General features: G+C 70.8%; 16 protein-coding genes. 1 reads left to right on the forward strand and 15 read right to left on the reverse strand.

Features of this window, described 5'->3' with window-relative positions:
• Nucleotides 1–5 precede the first annotated feature (5 nt).
• The 3 genes from secF to yajC all read right to left on the reverse strand — a co-directional run bounded on the left by secF (nucleotide 6) and on the right by yajC (nucleotide 3,043).
• The gene (secF, locus tag WDW90_RS18670) at nucleotides 6–950 is read right to left on the reverse strand and encodes a protein translocase subunit SecF (protein WP_336488935.1); all 945 of its coding nucleotides are present in this window, start codon (nucleotides 948–950) and stop codon (nucleotides 6–8) included.
• Nucleotides 951–1,037: 87 nt separating this feature from the next.
• Nucleotides 1,038–2,645, reverse strand: a complete 1,608-nt coding sequence (gene secD, locus WDW90_RS18675; RefSeq protein ID WP_336488936.1) for a protein translocase subunit SecD — start codon at nucleotides 2,643–2,645, stop codon at nucleotides 1,038–1,040.
• Between the two features lie 62 nt (nucleotides 2,646–2,707).
• Nucleotides 2,708–3,043: a preprotein translocase subunit YajC gene (gene yajC / locus WDW90_RS18680; protein WP_336488937.1), complete on the reverse strand. Its 336-nt coding sequence runs from the start codon at nucleotides 3,041–3,043 to the stop codon at nucleotides 2,708–2,710.
• Between the two features lie 231 nt (nucleotides 3,044–3,274).
• Between yajC and WDW90_RS18685 the strand changes: the two genes are divergently transcribed.
• Nucleotides 3,275–4,150 (forward strand): ATP-binding protein, encoded by an 876-nt coding sequence (locus WDW90_RS18685; protein WP_336488938.1) that lies wholly within the window; start codon nucleotides 3,275–3,277, stop codon nucleotides 4,148–4,150.
• A 58-nt stretch (nucleotides 4,151–4,208) separates the two neighbouring features.
• Here WDW90_RS18685 and WDW90_RS18690 read toward each other — a convergent pair whose 3' ends face one another.
• From WDW90_RS18690 to WDW90_RS18745, 12 genes are all read right to left on the reverse strand, one after another.
• Nucleotides 4,209–5,708 carry a peptidoglycan DD-metalloendopeptidase family protein gene (locus WDW90_RS18690; protein ID WP_336488939.1) on the reverse strand — a complete coding sequence of 500 codons (1,500 nt, stop codon included), beginning with the start codon at nucleotides 5,706–5,708 and terminating at the stop codon, nucleotides 4,209–4,211.
• A 169-nt stretch (nucleotides 5,709–5,877) separates the two neighbouring features.
• Entirely contained in the window at nucleotides 5,878–6,516 is a 639-nt protein-coding gene (locus WDW90_RS18695) for a protein-L-isoaspartate O-methyltransferase family protein (protein ID WP_336488953.1), read from the reverse strand.
• Nucleotides 6,517–6,603: 87 nt separating this feature from the next.
• Complete coding sequence (gene surE / locus WDW90_RS18700; protein ID WP_336488941.1) at nucleotides 6,604–7,368, reverse strand: 5'/3'-nucleotidase SurE; 765 nt, start codon at nucleotides 7,366–7,368, stop codon at nucleotides 6,604–6,606.
• Nucleotides 7,368–8,654 (reverse strand): serine--tRNA ligase, encoded by a 1,287-nt coding sequence (gene serS, locus WDW90_RS18705; RefSeq protein WP_336488942.1) that lies wholly within the window; start codon nucleotides 8,652–8,654, stop codon nucleotides 7,368–7,370. Before serS ends, surE begins: the two co-directional genes overlap by 1 nt.
• 80 nt (nucleotides 8,655–8,734) lie before the next feature.
• Nucleotides 8,735–9,535, reverse strand: a complete 801-nt coding sequence (gene tatC, locus WDW90_RS18710; protein ID WP_336488943.1) for a twin-arginine translocase subunit TatC — start codon at nucleotides 9,533–9,535, stop codon at nucleotides 8,735–8,737.
• Between the two features lie 3 nt (nucleotides 9,536–9,538).
• Nucleotides 9,539–10,027, reverse strand: coding sequence for a Sec-independent protein translocase protein TatB (gene tatB / locus WDW90_RS18715; protein WP_336488944.1), 489 nt, complete (start codon nucleotides 10,025–10,027; stop codon nucleotides 9,539–9,541).
• Nucleotides 10,028–10,159: 132 nt separating this feature from the next.
• Nucleotides 10,160–10,438: a twin-arginine translocase TatA/TatE family subunit gene (locus tag WDW90_RS18720; RefSeq protein WP_336488946.1), complete on the reverse strand. Its 279-nt coding sequence runs from the start codon at nucleotides 10,436–10,438 to the stop codon at nucleotides 10,160–10,162.
• 128 nt (nucleotides 10,439–10,566) lie between these two features.
• Nucleotides 10,567–11,574, reverse strand: coding sequence for a beta-N-acetylhexosaminidase (gene nagZ / locus WDW90_RS18725; protein ID WP_336488947.1), 1,008 nt, complete (start codon nucleotides 11,572–11,574; stop codon nucleotides 10,567–10,569).
• 173 nt (nucleotides 11,575–11,747) lie between these two features.
• Nucleotides 11,748–13,121, reverse strand: a complete 1,374-nt coding sequence (locus tag WDW90_RS18730) for an SPOR domain-containing protein (protein ID WP_336488948.1) — start codon at nucleotides 13,119–13,121, stop codon at nucleotides 11,748–11,750.
• A 30-nt stretch (nucleotides 13,122–13,151) separates the two neighbouring features.
• On the reverse strand, nucleotides 13,152–14,912 hold the full coding sequence (argS, locus tag WDW90_RS18735) for an arginine--tRNA ligase (protein WP_336488949.1): 1,761 nt from the start codon (nucleotides 14,910–14,912) through the stop codon (nucleotides 13,152–13,154).
• A 113-nt stretch (nucleotides 14,913–15,025) separates the two neighbouring features.
• Complete coding sequence (locus tag WDW90_RS18740) at nucleotides 15,026–15,457, reverse strand: acyl-CoA thioesterase (protein WP_336488950.1); 432 nt, start codon at nucleotides 15,455–15,457, stop codon at nucleotides 15,026–15,028.
• Nucleotides 15,458–15,713: 256 nt separating this feature from the next.
• Nucleotides 15,714–15,929, reverse strand: coding sequence for a hypothetical protein (locus WDW90_RS18745; protein ID WP_336488951.1), 216 nt, complete (start codon nucleotides 15,927–15,929; stop codon nucleotides 15,714–15,716).
• Nucleotides 15,930–16,002 lie beyond the last annotated feature (73 nt).

The following is a 16,002-nucleotide window of genomic DNA, read 5'->3' on the forward strand; positions in this document are numbered from 1 at the left end:
GTCTCCTACTCCGCCGCCTGGGCGAGGCCGGCGCGGTCGCGCGCCGCGCTCTTCGCGCCCGACAGCATCAGGCCGAGATAGATCAGGACCGGCGTCGAGATGAAGATCGCCGAGTAGGTGCAGATCACGACGCCGCAGAGCATCACCACCGCGAAGCCCTTGATGGCCTCGCCTCCGAACAGCACCAGCGCCAGCAGCGACAGAGCGGTCGCGATCGAGGTCATCACGGTGCGCGACATGGTGGAATTGATCGAGAGATTGAGGAGTTCCACCGTCGGAATGGTCTTGTAGCGGCGCATCAGCTCGCGGGTGCGGTCGAACACCACGACGGTCTCGTTCAGCGAGTAGCCCACGATGGTCAGGATCGCCGCGATCGAGGTCATGTTGAACTCGATCCGCGACAGGATGAAGATGCCGACCGTCAGCACGATGTCGTGCAGCGTTCCGACGATCGCGCCGAGCGCCAGCTCGCGCTCGAAGCGGAACCACAGGTAGAGCAGCACCGCCACGACCGAGAGCACGACGCCGAGGGTGCCCGACTGCACGAGCTCGCCCGAGACGCGGGGACCCACAGTCTCGGTGCGGCGGAACTCGTAATCCGCGTCGAAGGCCGCGTGCGCCTTCTGCATCACCGCGGTCTGGCCCTGCTCGCCCGCCTGCAGGGGGAAGCGCACCAGGATGTTGCCCTGGCCGCCGAGCTCCTGCACCTCGGATTCGCCGAAGCCGAAGCCGTTCGCGGTGTGGCGCACCGCCGCGACGTCGGCCGTGCCCGATTTCGCCTGAAGCTCGACGAGGGTGCCGCCCTTGAAGTCGATGCCGAAGTTCAGCCCGATCGTGAGGAACAGCACGACCGTGACCACCGACATCAGCGCCGAGAGCGGGAAGCTGAAGCGCCGGTAGCGCATGAAGTCGAAGTGCGACTCGTCGGGCCAGAGGCGGAGCAGACGCATGGTCGGTCTCGAATTCTCCGGGAGCGCGGCCTCGAGGGCCCTCCCCGCATCAATCTGTGGCCGGGCCGGCGGCCCGGCGCGGCGCCGTCAGAACGGCAGGGCCTTGGGCCGGAAGGTGTTGTACCATACCGCGATCATCATCCGGGTCAGAGTCACGGCCGTGATCACGGTCGTCAGGATGCCGAGGATGAAGACCACCGCGAACCCCTTCACGGGGCCGGAGCCGAGGAAGAACAGGATCAGCGCCGCGATCGCCATGGTCGAGTTCGAATCGATGATGGTGGCGAACGCCCGGTCGAATCCGGCCTGCAGCGCCGAGATCAGCGAGCGCCCGGCCCGGGATTCCTCGCGCATGCGCTCGTAGATCAGCACGTTGGAATCCACGGCCGTGCCGATGGTGAGCACGATGCCGGCGATGCCCGGCAGCGTCATCGTCGCCTCCAGCACCGACATCAGGCCGAGGATCAGTCCGACATGGACGATCAGCGCGATGTTGGCGATGAATCCGAAGGTGCCGTAGGTCATGAACATGAAGGCCACGACGAGGCCCGCGGCGACGAGCGTCGCGAGCTTGCCGGCCTCGATCGAGTCGCGCCCGAGGCCGGGGCCGACGACGCGGCGCTCGACCACCGTGAACTTCGCCGGCAGCGCACCCGCCCGCAGCAGCACCGCGAGGTCGTTGGCCTGCTGCACCGTGAAGTTGCCGGTAATCTGGCCCGAGCCGCCCGTGATGGCGGTGCGGATCACGGGCGCCGAGACGACCTCGTTGTCGAGCACGATCGCCATGCGCCGGCCCACGTTCTCGGCGGTCGCCTGCCCGAAGCGCTGGGCGCCCTTCAGGTTGAACTTGAAGCTCACCATCGGCTCGTGGGTCTGCTGATCGAAGGCGGGCTGGGCGTCGGTGAGGTCGCCGCCATCGGCCATGACGCGGCGCTCCACCGGGACCTTGGCGCCCTTCTCGTCCTTCGACGGCAGCAGGTCGACGTCGCCCGAGGGGCTGTCGGCCAGCATCCGGAACTCGAGCTTGGCGGTCGAGCCGAGCAGCTTCTCCAGCCGTTCCGGGTTCTGCTCGCCCGGCACCTGGATCAGGATTCGCTCGGCCCCTTGCTGCTGGATCGAGGGCTCGGTGGTGCCCGTCGAGTCGAGGCGGCGGCGGATGACCTCGATGCCCTGGGTCACGGCGCGGCGCGTGCGCTCGTTGATGCCGGCATCGGTCAGCGCCAGGCGGATCAGCCCGTCGGGCTGCGCCGAGATGTCGAGGGTGCGCCCACCCGTCTGTCCGACGAGGGGGCTGGAGATCGGATGTGCCAGTTCCTGCAGCTTCGGCATCACCTTGGCGCGGGCGGCGGCATCCGCCACGCGCACCTGCACGCCGCGCTGGAGCAGCTGGATGCCGCCCTCGGCGCGCACCCCCTCCTGCTGCAGGATGCGGCGCACGTCGTCGCGCAGGGCCTTGGCCTGCGAGGCCAGGAGTTCGTTCTGGTCGACCTCTAGGAGGAGCTGCGAGCCGCCCTGCAGGTCGAGGCCCAGCACGATCGCCCGCTGCGGGATGACCCAGGCCGGGAACCAGCCCGGCAGCGAGGCCATGAAGGCCTTGCGGCTCTCGGCCGGGAAGAAGCTCGGCACGGCCAGGCTCAGGCCGATCAGGATAGCGGCGAGCGTCGCGATGATCTTGGTTCGGGAAAAGCGCAACATCCGCCGGTCCTGCTTTTTCGTAAGGATGCCAGGCGTTTAGGCCGGCATCTTCTGGCGATCTATCAAGCCGCCTTGACGGGGCCGCCCTTGACGCGGACCTCGGAGATCATGGAGCGCACGACCTTGACGCGGACGTTGGGAGCGATCTCGACCTCGATCTCGGAGCCCTCGTCCGTCACCTTGACGACGCGGCCGACGAGACCCCCGTTCGTCACGATGGTGTCGTCGCGGCGCACGTTCTTGACCATGCTCTGGTGATCCTTGACCCGCTTCTGCTGGGGGCGAAGGATCAGGAAGTACATGATCACGAAGATGAGGACGAACGGAACCACCTGCAAGGCGATGTCCGCTCCGCCAGCAGCGGTGCCGGCCCCTTGCGCGAAGGCGGGGGTGATCAAGCGCGTGACTCCTTAAAACGGGCTTCCCGGCCGCCGGGAAGGAACTTGCCGGGCCTCGCCGAAAAGCGCGCGGACTATAGCCACGGCCTAAGTGAAAGCAACGCCGGCGGGGTGAGGCGAATGGGGTCGCCGGGCTGATTCTTCTGCCGAATGCGCGTTCGGGTCGTGATTTCCGGGCGCCGGCCCCCTAAAAGGCGCCCCTCGCCCCGTCCCGTCGATGCGGAACAATTCATGAGCGCTCCCGCCACCCCGGAAACCCTCCTGCCGCTCCTCGAGCGCATCGCCACGGCGCTCGAGCGCGCGGCTCCGCCGGCGCGGCCGCCGGTCGACCTCACGGCGGCCGACGCCTTCCTCTGGGGGCCGGAGCGGCGCCTGATCCCGGTGCCCCGGGTCAATCGGGTCGAGATGGGGCTCCTGACCGGCATCGACCGGGCCCGCGACACGCTCGCCGAGAACACCGAGCGCTTCGCCAAGGGCCTGCCGGCCAACAACGCGCTCCTGTGGGGCGCGCGCGGGATGGGCAAGTCCTCCCTCGTCAAGGCGGTGCAGGCGGAGGTGAATGCCGGCCGGCCGGACGGCGCGCGGCCCATGAAGCTCGTCGAGATCCACCGCGAGGACATCGAGGCCCTGCCCGACCTGATGGCGACGCTGCGGGGCGACCCGCATCGCTGGATCGTGTTCTGCGACGACCTCTCGTTCGACGCCGACGACACCTCCTACAAGTCCCTGAAGACGGCGCTCGACGGCGGCATCGAGGGACGGCCCGAGAACGTGCTGTTCTACGCGACCTCCAACCGCCGGCATCTCTTGGCCCGCGACATGGTGGAGAACGAGCGCTCGACCGCGATCAATCCCGGCGAGGCGGTGGAGGAGAAGGTCTCGCTCTCCGACCGGTTCGGCCTCTGGCTCGGCTTCCACAAATGCAGCCAAGACGAGTATCTCGCGATGATCCGCGCCTATGTCGAGCGCTACGGCCTCGAGGCCGAGCCCGAGCGGGTGCGGGCCGAGGCGCTGGAATGGGCGGCGACCCGCGGCTCGCGCTCGGGCCGCACCGCCTTCCAGTTCATCCAGGATCTCGCCGGGCGGCTCGGGCAGAGGCTCGCCTGAACGCGAGACGACGGCCCTTTCGGGCCGCCGTCTCATCGCCGACCGCAGCCGGGACCGTTCAGTTGCTGGCGAGCTGCGACATCGGATCGATCGGGGCGCCGCCCTTGCGGATCTCGAAGTGGAGCTGCGGCGAGGTGACGTTGCCCGAGGCGCCGGATTTGGCGATGGTCTGGCCGCGCTTCACCTTCTCGCCGGGCTTCACGTCGATCTCGCCGTTATGGGCGTAGGCGGAGACGTAGCCGTTCGTGTGCCGCACGAGCACGAGCTTGCCGTAGCCCTTCACGTCGGAGCCCGCGTAGGCCACCGTGCCGTCCTCGGCCGCCTTGACGGCCGTGCCCTCCGGCACCGCGATGTTGATGCCCTCGTTGCCGGAGGAGCCGTAGCCCGAGATCACACGGCCCTTGGCGGGCCAGCGGAAGGCCTCGCTCGCTGCCGGGGCGGCCGGAGCGGGTGCCGCGACCGATCCGGTGCTGACGGGCTCGACCTTGGCGGAGGCGACCTTCTCGGGCTTCGCGTCCGTCTTGGGCTCCGCCTTGGCCTCCGCCTTGGCCGCCTTCTCGGCGCCCTCCTTGGCGGCCTTCGCCTCGGCGAGCTTGCGCGCGGCGTCCTTCTTGGCCGTTTCCTTGGCGGCGGTCTTGGCGGCCTCGGCCTGGGCGAGCTTGGCCTGAGCGAGCTTGGCCTCGGCCTCCGCCTTGCGGGCGGCCTCGGCCTTGGCCTTCAGGGCATCGGCCCTGTCGTGCCTGGTCTCGACCTTGGCCTCGACCTTGGCCTCGACCTTGGCCGTCTGGCCGGGGCGGACATGGCGCTTCTGCAGCTCCGCCTCCTTGCGGGCCTTCTCGGCCTTCTCGTCGGCCTGCTTCTCGGCGAGCCTGCGGGCCTCGGCCTCCTTGCGGGCCTCCGCCTGGCGCTTCGCCTCGGCGGCCTTCTCGGCAGCCTTGTCGACGGGCTTCTCGGCCGGCTTCGGGCCCTTGGAGAATTGCAGCCGCTCCTGCGGCGCGGCCGGGACCGTCCGCTGCGTCATGCCGCCCGGGTTCATCCCGGAGGCGTTGTAGACCGGAATCACGAGCTGGCGGCCCGGCGTCACCTGCGCGGCGCTGGTCAGGCCGTTGGCCGACAGGATCGCGGAGGCCGGGACGCCGAAGCGGGTCGACATCTGGTTCAGGCTGTCGCCCTGCGCCACCGTGATCGCTGTGCCACCCTGCGCGCTCCAGCCGGCGGCGCCGGTGGCGGCGACGCGCGTGCTCTGGGCGGGCGGCTGGATCGGGCGGGCGGCCGTCGGGCCGGGACGCGGCGAGATCGCCGGGCCGGACGGCGCGCTCAGCGCCTCGGACTGGATGCGGCCGGTCCGGATCGCCGGGGCCGGCGCCATCTCGCCCGATGCCGGCAGGCTGCCCGTGGCGGCCGGCTCGCTCGACAGGTTCGAGGCGAACGGGTTGGTGAACGGACTGCCGAGGCGCGAGGCGTCCGAAGAACAGGCGGCCGCGCCGCCACCGATCACTCCGATGAGGGCGAAGCGCGACAGCGTCCGCATCCCCCGACCAGCCCCGCGAACCCGCATCGATGCACCCGTTTGCCTGACGCAACTTGATGGCGTCATTCAAATCGGATTCAGGTTAAGCAAGTGTTCCCGTTCACCACGTTTCCCGTCTTGGTGGAACTTTCCCGAATCCTTGCGATGCGTCCGCGCAACGGTCCGAATCGCGCACCCGGCCTGCCCGCTCGCGGGCTCACGTCGTCCGGGCGAGGCCGGGCAGGAGCGGGGCGAGCCTCAGCGGCGGCCCCGGCGTCTCGGCGACGCCCCCCTCCCCCCGCGCCACCGCGACGAGGCGCCCGTCCCCCGCGAGCACGGTGACGAGGCGTCCGCCCGGCGCCAGCGCGTCGAGCCAGTGCGGCGGCAGGGCCGGCACCGCGCCGTTGACGAGAATGCGGTCGAAGCTGCCCTCCAGGGGGCCATCGAGCCCGTCGCCCTGGATCACCCGCGCCGCCCCCTCCGGCAGGCGGTCGCGGGCGGCCTCGGCCAGGGTCGCGTAGCGCTCCAGGCTCGTGACGGCGCCGCCGAGCTCGGAGAGCAGCGCGGTGACGTAGCCGGAGCCCGTGCCGACCTCGAGGATGCGCAGGCCCGGCGCCACCCGGAGCGCGGTCAGCATGGCGGCGACCCCGGACGGCGCCGTCATGGTGGCGCCGCAGGGCAGCGGCAGGGCGAGGTCGCGCCGGGCGAGGTCGCGGTGGGCGGCGGGCGCGAAGCGCTCCCGCGGCACCCGCTCCATGGCGCGCAGGATGCCGGTGTCGCGCACGCCCCGCGCGCGCAGCGCCAGCACGAAGGCGGCGTTCTCGACGGCCTCCGGAGAATCGTCGCTGTCGGGCATGGGGTCGATCGTCGGCACGCGCCACGCTTGCACGGAAGCCTCCGGCGAGGCCAGGACCTTCGCGCGGGGAGGCGCTCGCGGAAGCGTCTACTCGGCGAAGGCCTGTGCGAACCGCGTCAGCGTCGGCTCGTCCGTGAGGTCGAGGCGCAGCGGCGTCACCGAGATGCGGTTCTCGGCGATCGCCTTGAGGTCCGAGCCGTGGCCGGGCTCGAAGCGGGCCTTGGCGAAGGCGAGCCAGAAATACGGGTTGCCGCGCCCGTCCTGGCGGGCGTCGATGGCGAGCAACGCCTGGTTGCGTTGCCCCTGCGCCGCCACCGAGATGCCCGCGACCTCCTCGGGCTCGCAATCGGGGAAGTTCACGTTGACCAGGATACCCGGCTCGATGCCGGTCTCCAGGATCTTGGCGATCACCCGCGGCCCGTGATGGGCGGCGCAGTGCCACCGGATCGCGCCGCGCCCGCCCGGGCCGTAGGCCTGGCTCATGGCGATCGACTTCACGTTGAGGATCGTGCCCTCCATCGCCCCCGCGATGGTGCCCGAGTATGTGACGTCCTCGGCGACGTTCTGGCCCCGGTTGACGCCGGACAGGACGAGGTCCGGCCCGTGATCCTTCAGGATGTGGCGCACGCCCATGATCACGCAATCCGACGGCGTGCCCTTCACGGCGAAGCGCTTCTCCGAGACCTGGCGCAGGCGCAGGGGATCGTTGAGCGACAGCGAGTGCGAGACGCCGGACTGGTCGGTCTCGGGCGCCACCACCCAGACGTCGTCCGAGAGGTGGCGGGCGATGCCCTCCAGCGTCTCCAGCCCCGGCGCGTGGATGCCGTCGTCGTTGGTGACGAGAATCCGCATCAGCTCTTCGGTCCCTCGATCCGGGTCAGGCCGCCCATATAGGGCTGCAGCGCGGACGGGATCGTGACGCTCCCGTCCGGGTTCTGGTAATTCTCCATCACGGCGATGAGCGCGCGGCCGACCGCGACGCCCGAGCCGTTCAGGGTGTGCACGAACTGAACGCCCTTGCCGTCCTTCGGGCGGTAGCGCGCGTTCATGCGCCGCGCCTGGAACTCGCCGCAGACCGAGCAGGACGAGATCTCCCGGTAGGTCTCCTGGCCGGGCATCCAGACCTCGATGTCGTAGGTCTTGCGGCTCGCGAACCCCATGTCGCCCGTGCACAGGGTCATGACGCGGAAGGGCAGCTCCAGCGCCTTCAGCACGGCCTCCGCGCAGGCGAGCATGCGCTCGTGCTCCTCGGCCGACCGCTCCGGCGCCGTGATCGAGACGAGCTCGACCTTGTTGAACTGGTGCTGGCGCAGCATGCCGCGGGTGTCGCGCCCCGCGGCCCCCGCTTCCGCCCGGAAGCAGGGGGTGAGCGCGGTGAAGCGGAGCGGCAGTTCGTCCTCCGCGAGGATCGACTCGCGCACGAGGTTGGTGAGGGGCACTTCCGCCGTCGGGATGAGCCAGTATCCGTCGCCCGCCGCGAACTGGTCGTCGCGGAACTTCGGCAGCTGCGCGGTGCCGAACATGGCCTCGTCGCGCACGAGGACCGGGGGCGCCACCTCGGTGTAGCCGTGCTCGGTCGTGTGCAGGTCGAGCATGAACTGGCCGAGCGCCCGCTCGAGCCGCGCGAGCTGACCTTTCAGCACCACGAAGCGGGCGCCCGAGAGCCGCGCGGCGGCCTCGAAATCCATCAGGCCCACGGCCTCGCCGAGCTCGAAATGCTGGCGTCCCTTCTCGAGCCAGGGATGGGTCGGCTCGAAGCGCCGGTACTCGACGTTGCCGTGCTCGTCGGCGCCCTCCGGCACGTCCGGATTCGGGCGGTTCGGGATCGCGGCGAGCCGGGCGTCGAGAGCCTGGGCGGCTTCCGCCTGCGCCGCGTCGAGGGCCGGCGCCTCGGCCTTCAGCCGTGCGACCTCCTCCATCAGCGCCTGCGCCCGCGCCTCGTCCCTCGCCTTCTTGGCGGCGCCGATCTCCCTGGCGAGGCCGTTGCGCCGCTCCTGGTTGGCCTGCGCCGCCGAGACCGCGTTCTTGCGCGCGTCGTCGAGGGCGAGCAGCTCGGCCGAGAGGGGCGCGAGCCCGCGCCGCTCGAGGTCGCGGTCGAAGGCGGCCGGGTTCTCGCGGATGGCGCGGATGTCGTGCATGGTGCGGCTCTGCAATCAGGTGCGCACGCTTTGCAGCATCGGGCCCGGCCGGACAAGGGCGCCGGCGGGACGGGGGCGGCCTAAGGCTCCAGCCCCTCGGCGACCCGGCGCGCGGCCCGGATCTTCTCCACGCGCCGCACCGAGAAGACCGAGGCCTCGTAGAGGAGGAGCATCGGGATCGCGAGCGAGAGCTGCGAGATCACGTCCGGGGGCGTGAGGATGGCGGCCGCCACGAAGACGAGCACGATGGCGTAGCGGCGCTTCTCCTTGAGGAAGGCCGAGTCGATCACCCCGATCTGCCCGAGCAGCGTCAGGATCACCGGCATCTGGAAGGCGATGCCGAAGGCGAAGATCAGCGTCATGATGAGCGACAGGTACTCGTCCACCTTCGGCAGGAGCGCGATGGTGGGCTCGCCCGCGACCCCGATCTGCTGCAGCGACACCGAGAACTGGATCAGGAGCGGCATCGCCAGGAAGAACACCACCAGGGCGCCGAGGAGGAAGAAGATCGGCGTGGCGACGAGATAGGGCAGGAAGGCCTTGCGCTCGTTGCGGTAGAGGCCCGGCGCCACGAAGGCGTAGATCTGCGTCGCGATCACCGGGAAGGCGAGGAATGCCGCCCCGAAGACCGAGAGCTTGATATTGGTGAAGACCTGTTCGAGGAAGTGCGTCGCGATCAGCTTGGCGTTCTCGGCACCCACGACGGAGACGTAGGGATGCACGAGCACGTTGTAGATGTTGCGCGAGAAGAAGAAGCACCCGAAGAACATCACCACGAAGGCGATGAGCGACTTGATCAGCCGCGCCCTGAGCTCGATCAGGTGCTCGATGAGCGGTGCCCGCGAGGCCTCGATCTCGGCCTCATCCGCCTCGTTGATCATGGCTTACGGGCCCGGTGCCGGCTGCGCCGAAGGCGTGGCGGGTTGATCGGTTGGGAGCGGATCGGCGGCGGGCCGCGGCACGTCGTAGCTGCCGGCCGCGCGGCCGGCCTCCTGCCCGGACAATTCCTGCGCGGCCATGTCCTGCTCGGTTCTGAGCTGCGCGGTGGCTTCCGCCAGCGACTGCGTGCCCGCCTTTCCCGGATTGCGGGCCTCGACGGCGCCCTTCAGCTCGTCCCGGATGGTCTGGACCGGGTTGAACCCCGCCGTACCGCTCACGGTGCGCTTGATGCCGTCGACCTCGCGGCGCACCTCGTCGAGCTCCGCCTCGCGGATCGCCTCGTTGAACTGCATCTGGAACTCGCCGGCCATGCGGCGCAGCTTCCCCGTGATCTGCCCGACGGTGCGCAGCGCCTTCGGCAGGTCCTTCGGCCCGATGACGATGAGGGCGACGCCGCCGATCAGCATCACCTCGCCCCAGCTCATGTCCAGCATGTCGTCGACGGTCCTGCGGCCTCATCGAGCGCGCGGGCGAGCGGGCGGCCCGGGCGGCTCGCGAAAGAGCCTTACACCAACAAGCCCTTACACCAACGCGCGCGCCTTGGCAGGCGCTCCCGCCATGCGGGGTCAGACGGCCTTGCGGTCGCCGGCCGGCAGGTGGCTCGCGGGGATCGCGGTGCCGGGGCTCGGCTCGCTCGCGTGCGGGATCGTGCGCACCGGCTCGGTGGCGGTGACCGGCGGGGCCTGATTGGTCTGGGCCGGCGCCTCGTCGTCCGCCATGCCCTTCTTGAAGGCCTTGATGCCCTTGGCGACGTCGCCCATCAGGTCCGAAATCTTGCCGCGGCCGAACAGCAGCATCACGATGCCGGCGACGATGATCCAGTGCCAGATACTCATGCTGCCCATGGCAACCTCCTGCGCCACGGTCGATGCATGCGCGGCGCCGTCTCACGTGATCGGGTTGGCGCGAACCTAAGGATCGCACCCCGCGAACACAAGGCGTGCGGCGGCTTTACCCGCAGCGTCGCGCGGTCTCAGGCGGCCGCCGACAGGCCGGCCTCGAAGGCGGCGCGAGCCTCGCGCACGTCGAAGACCTCGCGCTGGGGATTCAGGCGGGCGAGCGCGGACTGCGCCCGCGCCAGCGCGCGGCCGGCGAGCTCGGGCGCGCCCTCGACCACGGCGCGCATCTCCCCCATGTCGCCGTTGCAGTGCAGGCCGATATCGATCCCGGCCGCGAAGCAAGCCTCCGCCCGCGCCCGGAACGGGCCGGTGAGCGCGTGCATCGAGAGGTCGTCGGTCATCAGGAGGCCGTCGAAGCCGATAGCGCCGCGGATCACGTCGCGGATCACGGTCGCCGACTGGGTCGCCGGGCGGTCCGGGTCGATCTGCGTGAAGACCACGTGGGCACTCATCGCCATGGGCAGGTCGGACAGCGCCCGGAAGGGCCGGAAATCCTGCGCCGCCAGCACCTCGCGGCCCGCATCGACCGCCGGCAGCCCGTGATGGCTGTCGACCGCGGCGCGGCCGTGGCCGGGGATGTGCTTCATCACCGGCAGGACGCCGCCCGCCATCAGCCCCTCGGCCACGGCGCGGCCGATCTCCGCCACCGTGTCGGGATGCGTGCCGTAGGCGCGGTCGCCGATGATGCCGTGCGAGCCCTCCACCGGCACGTCGAGGACCGGGGCGCAGTCGACGTTGATGCCGACGCTCGCGAGATCATGTGCGATCAGGCGGGCGCCGAGCCGCGCCATCGCGGCCCCGGAGCCGTTGAGGCGGCCGAGCCGGCCGCCCGCCGGATAGGCCGGCCAGTGGGGCGGGCCCATGCGCTGGACCCGGCCGCCTTCCTGGTCGATTAGGATCGGCGCGTCGTCGCGCCCGAGCGCGTCCCTGAGGTCGCTCGTCAGGGCCCGCACGGCGTCCGGCGTGCCGATGTTGCGCTTGAACAGGATGAAGCCCCAGGGCCGCACGTCGCGGAAGAAGGCGGCTTCCTCCGCCGACAGGGCGGGACCGGCGCAGCCGAGGATGAGGGCACGGGACGACATCGTGAGGAGGCTCGCGCAGGCTGCTTGACGAATCAACGGGGTGAGCGTCGGGCGGGATCTGGGGGGCCGGCAAGGCAAAACCGGGAGGAGCCGGCCGGCGGCGCTCAAGCCGTCGGCGGGTGTTGCGGACCGGTTTCAGGTTCGCTGGAGGCGCGCCGCGGAGCTGCGGCGTCTCAGTTCTTGGCCACGAAGCACTGGCCGCCCGCGCCCTGCAGCTGGCTGCACAGGCTCGTCGCCTCGGCCTTGCCGAGCGGCCCGACGCGGACGCGGTAGATCGTCTTGCCGTTGACCTCGGCCTGGCGGATCAGCTCGGGCTTGCCGGCGAGCTGGCTGTACTTGCCCTGCATCTCGCGGAAGGCGGTCTGGGCCTCGCGCTCGCTCGTGCGGACGCCGAGCTGCACCGCGAAGCCGCCGACCGGCGCGGCGCTGGCCGCGGGGGCGGGCGTGGTCGCCGCGGTCGTCGTCGGCGGCTCGACCGGCAGGGCCGTCTCGGGCGCCACCGAGGCGACGCGCTGGGGCGCCTTCGGGCGGGTCGGCGCGGGCGCGGCCACGACCGGGGTGGCCTCGGCGGCCGGGGCGGGCGCGGTCGGGGTCGGCACCGGCGTCGGCAGCGCCGCCTGCCGGACGGGGCGGGACTTGGCGGAGGCCGGCTCGTCGGTCGGCAGGGTCATGGTCGGGATCGGCGTGGGCGTGGCCGTCTCGGCCACCTGCGCCTCGCGCTGCGGGGCGGGCGCGGGCGTGTCGGGCTTGACCGAGACGGTGCGCACGCGGCGCGGCTCGCCGAAGGCGTCGGTGAGGCTGCCCTGCTGAGCGCCGGCGCCGGGGGTGGCGCCGCCCTCGGGCCCCTGGGCCGAGCGGGCCGCCTGCGCCACGTCGAGGGGCTGCTCCTCGCGGTTGACGATGCGGATCTGCCCGTCCTTGGCCTTGGGCTCGTAGATCTGCTTGTTCTGGTCCGGGATCTCGACGCCGTCGGCGGTCTTCGGCGCGATCTTGAGGGGCGAGGTGTCGGCCTGGATCACCGGCACGCCGCCGCCCGAATGGCCCGCATGCAGGCCGCGCCAGGTGAGAGCCCCGGTGATCGAGACGGCCACCACCGCGATGCCGGCGCCGACCGACACGAGGCGCTTGCGCCGGCCCGCGCGCTTGAGGCCGCGCTCGTGGAACTCCTCGGCCGCCAGAGCGGCCTCGGGATCGTCCGCGTAGGCCGATTCGGCCGGATAGGCGCGCTCGACGGAGGCGAGATACTGGTTGAAGGCGTCGGCCGAGTGGGACGGCTCCGGCGATCCGACCTCCGGCGCGAAGCTCGGCTCGATCCGCCGGCTCTCCGGCCGGGGGGACTCCGCGCCGCCGCGCCCGTCGCGGGCCTCCAGAAGGGCGCGGAAGGGATCGTCCTGCCCGACGATGCGGGCGAGCTCGGCGAGGGGATCGGCCTTCTGGGCGGCGGCCTGCGGCAGCGGCCGCGCCGCGGCGGCCGGCTGCGGGTGGGGCTGCTGCAGCTCGCGCGCGAAGGCCTCGAAATCGACAGTCGCCCGCGAAGCGTTCGTCATGGCAGCATCCTCAATCTACGCCGATTCACCTCACCGCATCTCTGCCGGCGCGGTGACACCCAGGATGGCGAGGCCGGAGGCCAGAGCGGCCCGGAGAGCCTCGACGAGGGCCAGCCTCGCCCGTGTGGACTTTCGGTCGGTTGGATTAACAAACCGTAATTGCGGCAAGTCTTTGCCCTTATTCCAGAAACTATGCAGGGAACTTGCGACCTCGTAGAGGTGGAAGGCGAGGCGGTGCGGCTCGTGCGCCGCGGCCGCCCCTTCGACCACCCGGGGCACCTGCGCGATCAGCCGCATCATCTCGCGCTCGCCCGAATCATTCAGCACCGAGAGGTCGGCGTCCCGGGCGAGGCTTTCAGGAGAGAGATCCTCGTCGGGCATCGCCTCGCGCGCCTGCCGGAACACCGAGTGGCAGCGGGCATGGGCGTACTGCACGTAGAAGACGGGGTTGTCCTTCGATTGCTCCACGACCTTGGCGAGATCGAAGTCGAGGGTCGCGTCGTTCTTGCGGTAGAGCATCATGAAGCGGATCGCGTCGCGCCCGACCTCGTCGATGACCTCGCGCAGCGTGATGAACTCGCCCGCGCGCTTCGACATCTTAACGGGCTCGCCGGCGCGCAGGAGCCGCACGAGCTGGCACAGCTTCACGTCGAGGCTGGCCTCGCCCCCCGTCACCGCCTTCACGGCGGCCTGCATGCGCTTCACGTAGCCGCCGTGGTCGGCTCCGAGGACGTCGATCAGGTCGGTGGCGCCCCGCAGGTACTTGTCGCGGTGATAGGCGATGTCGGAGGCGAAGTAGGTATAGGAGCCGTCGGACTTGAGGAGCGGCCGGTCGGTGTCGTCGCCGAATTCCTGCGTGCGGAAGAGCGTCTGTTCCCGGTCCTCCCAATCCTCCGGCACCTGGCCCTTCGGCGGCGGCAGCCGCCCCTCGTAGACGAGGCCGCGCGCGCGCAGATCCGCGAGGAGCGCCGCGACCGAGCCCGGGCCGTCGCCGTGAAGCGTGCGCTCGGAAAAGAAAGTGTCATGGTGGATGCCGAGCGCGGCGAGATCCTGTCGGATCAGGTCCATCATCATGCCGATGGCGGTCTCGCGCACCGCCGGCAGCCACTCGGCCTCGGGCCGATCGAGTAGCGCGCGGCCGTGTGCCCGCGCCAGGGCCTCGCCGACGGGCTTCAGGTAGTCGCCCGGATAGAGGCCCTCGGGCACCGGGCCGACATCGTCGCCGAGCGCCTCGCGGTAGCGCAGGTAGGCGGAGCGGGCGAGGACGTCGACCTGCGCGCCGGCATCGTTGATGTAGTACTCGCGCGTGACGTCGCGCCCGGCCGCCGCGAGGAGGTTGGCGAGGGCGTCCCCGAACACGGCGCCGCGGCCGTGGCCGACATGCATGGGACCGGTCGGGTTGGCCGAGACGTACTCGATGTTGACCTTGCCGCCCGGCATGCGGGCGCGCCCGTAGCCCTCCGGGTCGGCCAGCACGGAGCGCACCACGTCGTGGAAGACGGACGGATCGAGGCGCAGGTTGATGAAGCCGGGCCCGGCCACGCTCGCCTCGGCGACGCGCGGGTCGGCCCGCAGCTCCGCGGCGAGCGCCTCGCCGAGCGCCTTCGGGTTGGTCCTCGCCTCCTTGGCGAGAACGAGGGCGGCGTTGGTGGCGAGATCGCCGTGGCTGGCGTCCCGCGGCGGCTCGACCACGACGCGGGTCAGGTCGAGCCCGGCCGGCAGCTGGCCCGAGCGGGTCAGGCTCTCGAGCGCCTCGCGCACCCGGGCCTCGAAGGTCGCAAAGATGTTCATGGGTCGACAACGTCCGCTCGCGCGGCCGCGGGTAGTGGCGGCCGAAGATTCAGGCCGGCCGCATAGCAAGGGGGGACGCGGGTGTCACGGACGGGCGGCGCCAGTTGGTGTCTTCACCCGGGCATCACCCACCCCGCGAGCACGTTCCGCAGGTCCGCCGGCAGCGGCACGGGCCGGCGGGTCTCGCGGTCGACGTAGACGTGGACGAAGTGGCCCTGCGCCGCCGCCGCATCCTCGTCCTCGCGGAACAGCGCGATCTCGTAGCGCACGCTGGAGCGGCCGAGACGGGCGACGCGCAGGCCCGCCGTGAGGCGGTCCGGGAAGGCGACCGGCGCGAAGTAGCGGCAGCCCGTCTCGACGACGAGGCCGATGACCGGGCTTCTCGCGATGTCGAGCACCCCGGACTCGACCAGGCAGCCGTTCACGGCCGTGTCGAAGAAGGCGTAGTAGACGACGTTGTTGACGTGGCCGTAGACGTCATTGTCGCTCCAGCGGGTACCGAGGCTAACCTGTTTTACATAATCGGAAATTCGCGCTCTATCCATGGGGCTCCTGAGGTAGCCGTGGACCGACTCGTGGACTGGATGGAGTTCCGGGCAGCTTCCGGGTGATGTTCGTGACGGCCTGTTTCTGGTGGTCTGGATGGTGGTGACCGTACACGTCCTCTAAGATCTTGACGCTCATGCCCAGGTAGCCAGCGGCCTCCCACAGGTCGGTTCCGTGCTGCATGAGCCACGTCGCGGCGGTGTGCCGCAGCGAGTGCGGCGAGACCCCGGGCAGTCCTACGTCCCGGCAGGCCCACTAAAACCCTCGCTCGATCGTCTTGACCGGCTTGCCACACCACTCCACGGGCCGGGTTTGCCCGTTTTTATGCCAGCGGCGCATGTGACCGAGCAGCCGCAGCGGCAGCCGGATCGGCGGGCGGCGTTTCTTGGTAACCTGCTCGTCCCCTCCCCGCCGGTAGAAGACGCCCCGGTCCAGATCGATCCAGTGATCCTCCCCCGTTTTTGTGGACACGGAGGTTACGTTGCCCAGCGCTGCTCGGCCTGCTCAGGCGTACGGTACCCGAGGGCTGAGTGGAGGCGCTGTC

Origin of the sequence: Methylobacterium nigriterrae, assembly GCF_037106235.1 — a bacterium.
GTDB classification, from domain to species: Bacteria; Pseudomonadota; Alphaproteobacteria; order Rhizobiales; family Beijerinckiaceae; genus Methylobacterium; species Methylobacterium nigriterrae.

Bases quoted from the DNA above. Each gene is read 5' to 3' on its own strand.
- WDW90_RS18740 (WP_336488950.1), bottom strand. From the start codon at position 15,457: ATGGATAGAGCGCGAATTTCCGATTATGTAAAACAGGTTAGCCTCGGT.
- WDW90_RS18695 (WP_336488953.1), bottom strand. From the start codon at position 6,516: ATGCCCGACAGCGACGATTCTCCGGAGGCCGTCGAGAACGCCGCCTTC.
- nagZ (WP_336488947.1), bottom strand. From the start codon at position 11,574: ATGTCGTCCCGTGCCCTCATCCTCGGCTGCGCCGGTCCCGCCCTGTCG.
- WDW90_RS18690 (WP_336488939.1), bottom strand. From the start codon at position 5,708: ATGCGGGTTCGCGGGGCTGGTCGGGGGATGCGGACGCTGTCGCGCTTC.
- secD (WP_336488936.1), bottom strand. From the start codon at position 2,645: ATGTTGCGCTTTTCCCGAACCAAGATCATCGCGACGCTCGCCGCTATC.
- tatC (WP_336488943.1), bottom strand. From the start codon at position 9,535: ATGATCAACGAGGCGGATGAGGCCGAGATCGAGGCCTCGCGGGCACCG.
- serS (WP_336488942.1), bottom strand. From the start codon at position 8,654: ATGCACGACATCCGCGCCATCCGCGAGAACCCGGCCGCCTTCGACCGC.
- argS (WP_336488949.1), bottom strand. From the start codon at position 14,912: ATGAACATCTTTGCGACCTTCGAGGCCCGGGTGCGCGAGGCGCTCGAG.
- WDW90_RS18685 (WP_336488938.1), top strand. From the start codon at position 3,275: ATGAGCGCTCCCGCCACCCCGGAAACCCTCCTGCCGCTCCTCGAGCGC.
- WDW90_RS18720 (WP_336488946.1), bottom strand. From the start codon at position 10,438: ATGGGCAGCATGAGTATCTGGCACTGGATCATCGTCGCCGGCATCGTG.
- surE (WP_336488941.1), bottom strand. From the start codon at position 7,368: ATGCGGATTCTCGTCACCAACGACGACGGCATCCACGCGCCGGGGCTG.
- WDW90_RS18730 (WP_336488948.1), bottom strand. From the start codon at position 13,121: ATGACGAACGCTTCGCGGGCGACTGTCGATTTCGAGGCCTTCGCGCGC.
- tatB (WP_336488944.1), bottom strand. From the start codon at position 10,027: ATGCTGGACATGAGCTGGGGCGAGGTGATGCTGATCGGCGGCGTCGCC.
- secF (WP_336488935.1), bottom strand. From the start codon at position 950: ATGCGTCTGCTCCGCCTCTGGCCCGACGAGTCGCACTTCGACTTCATG.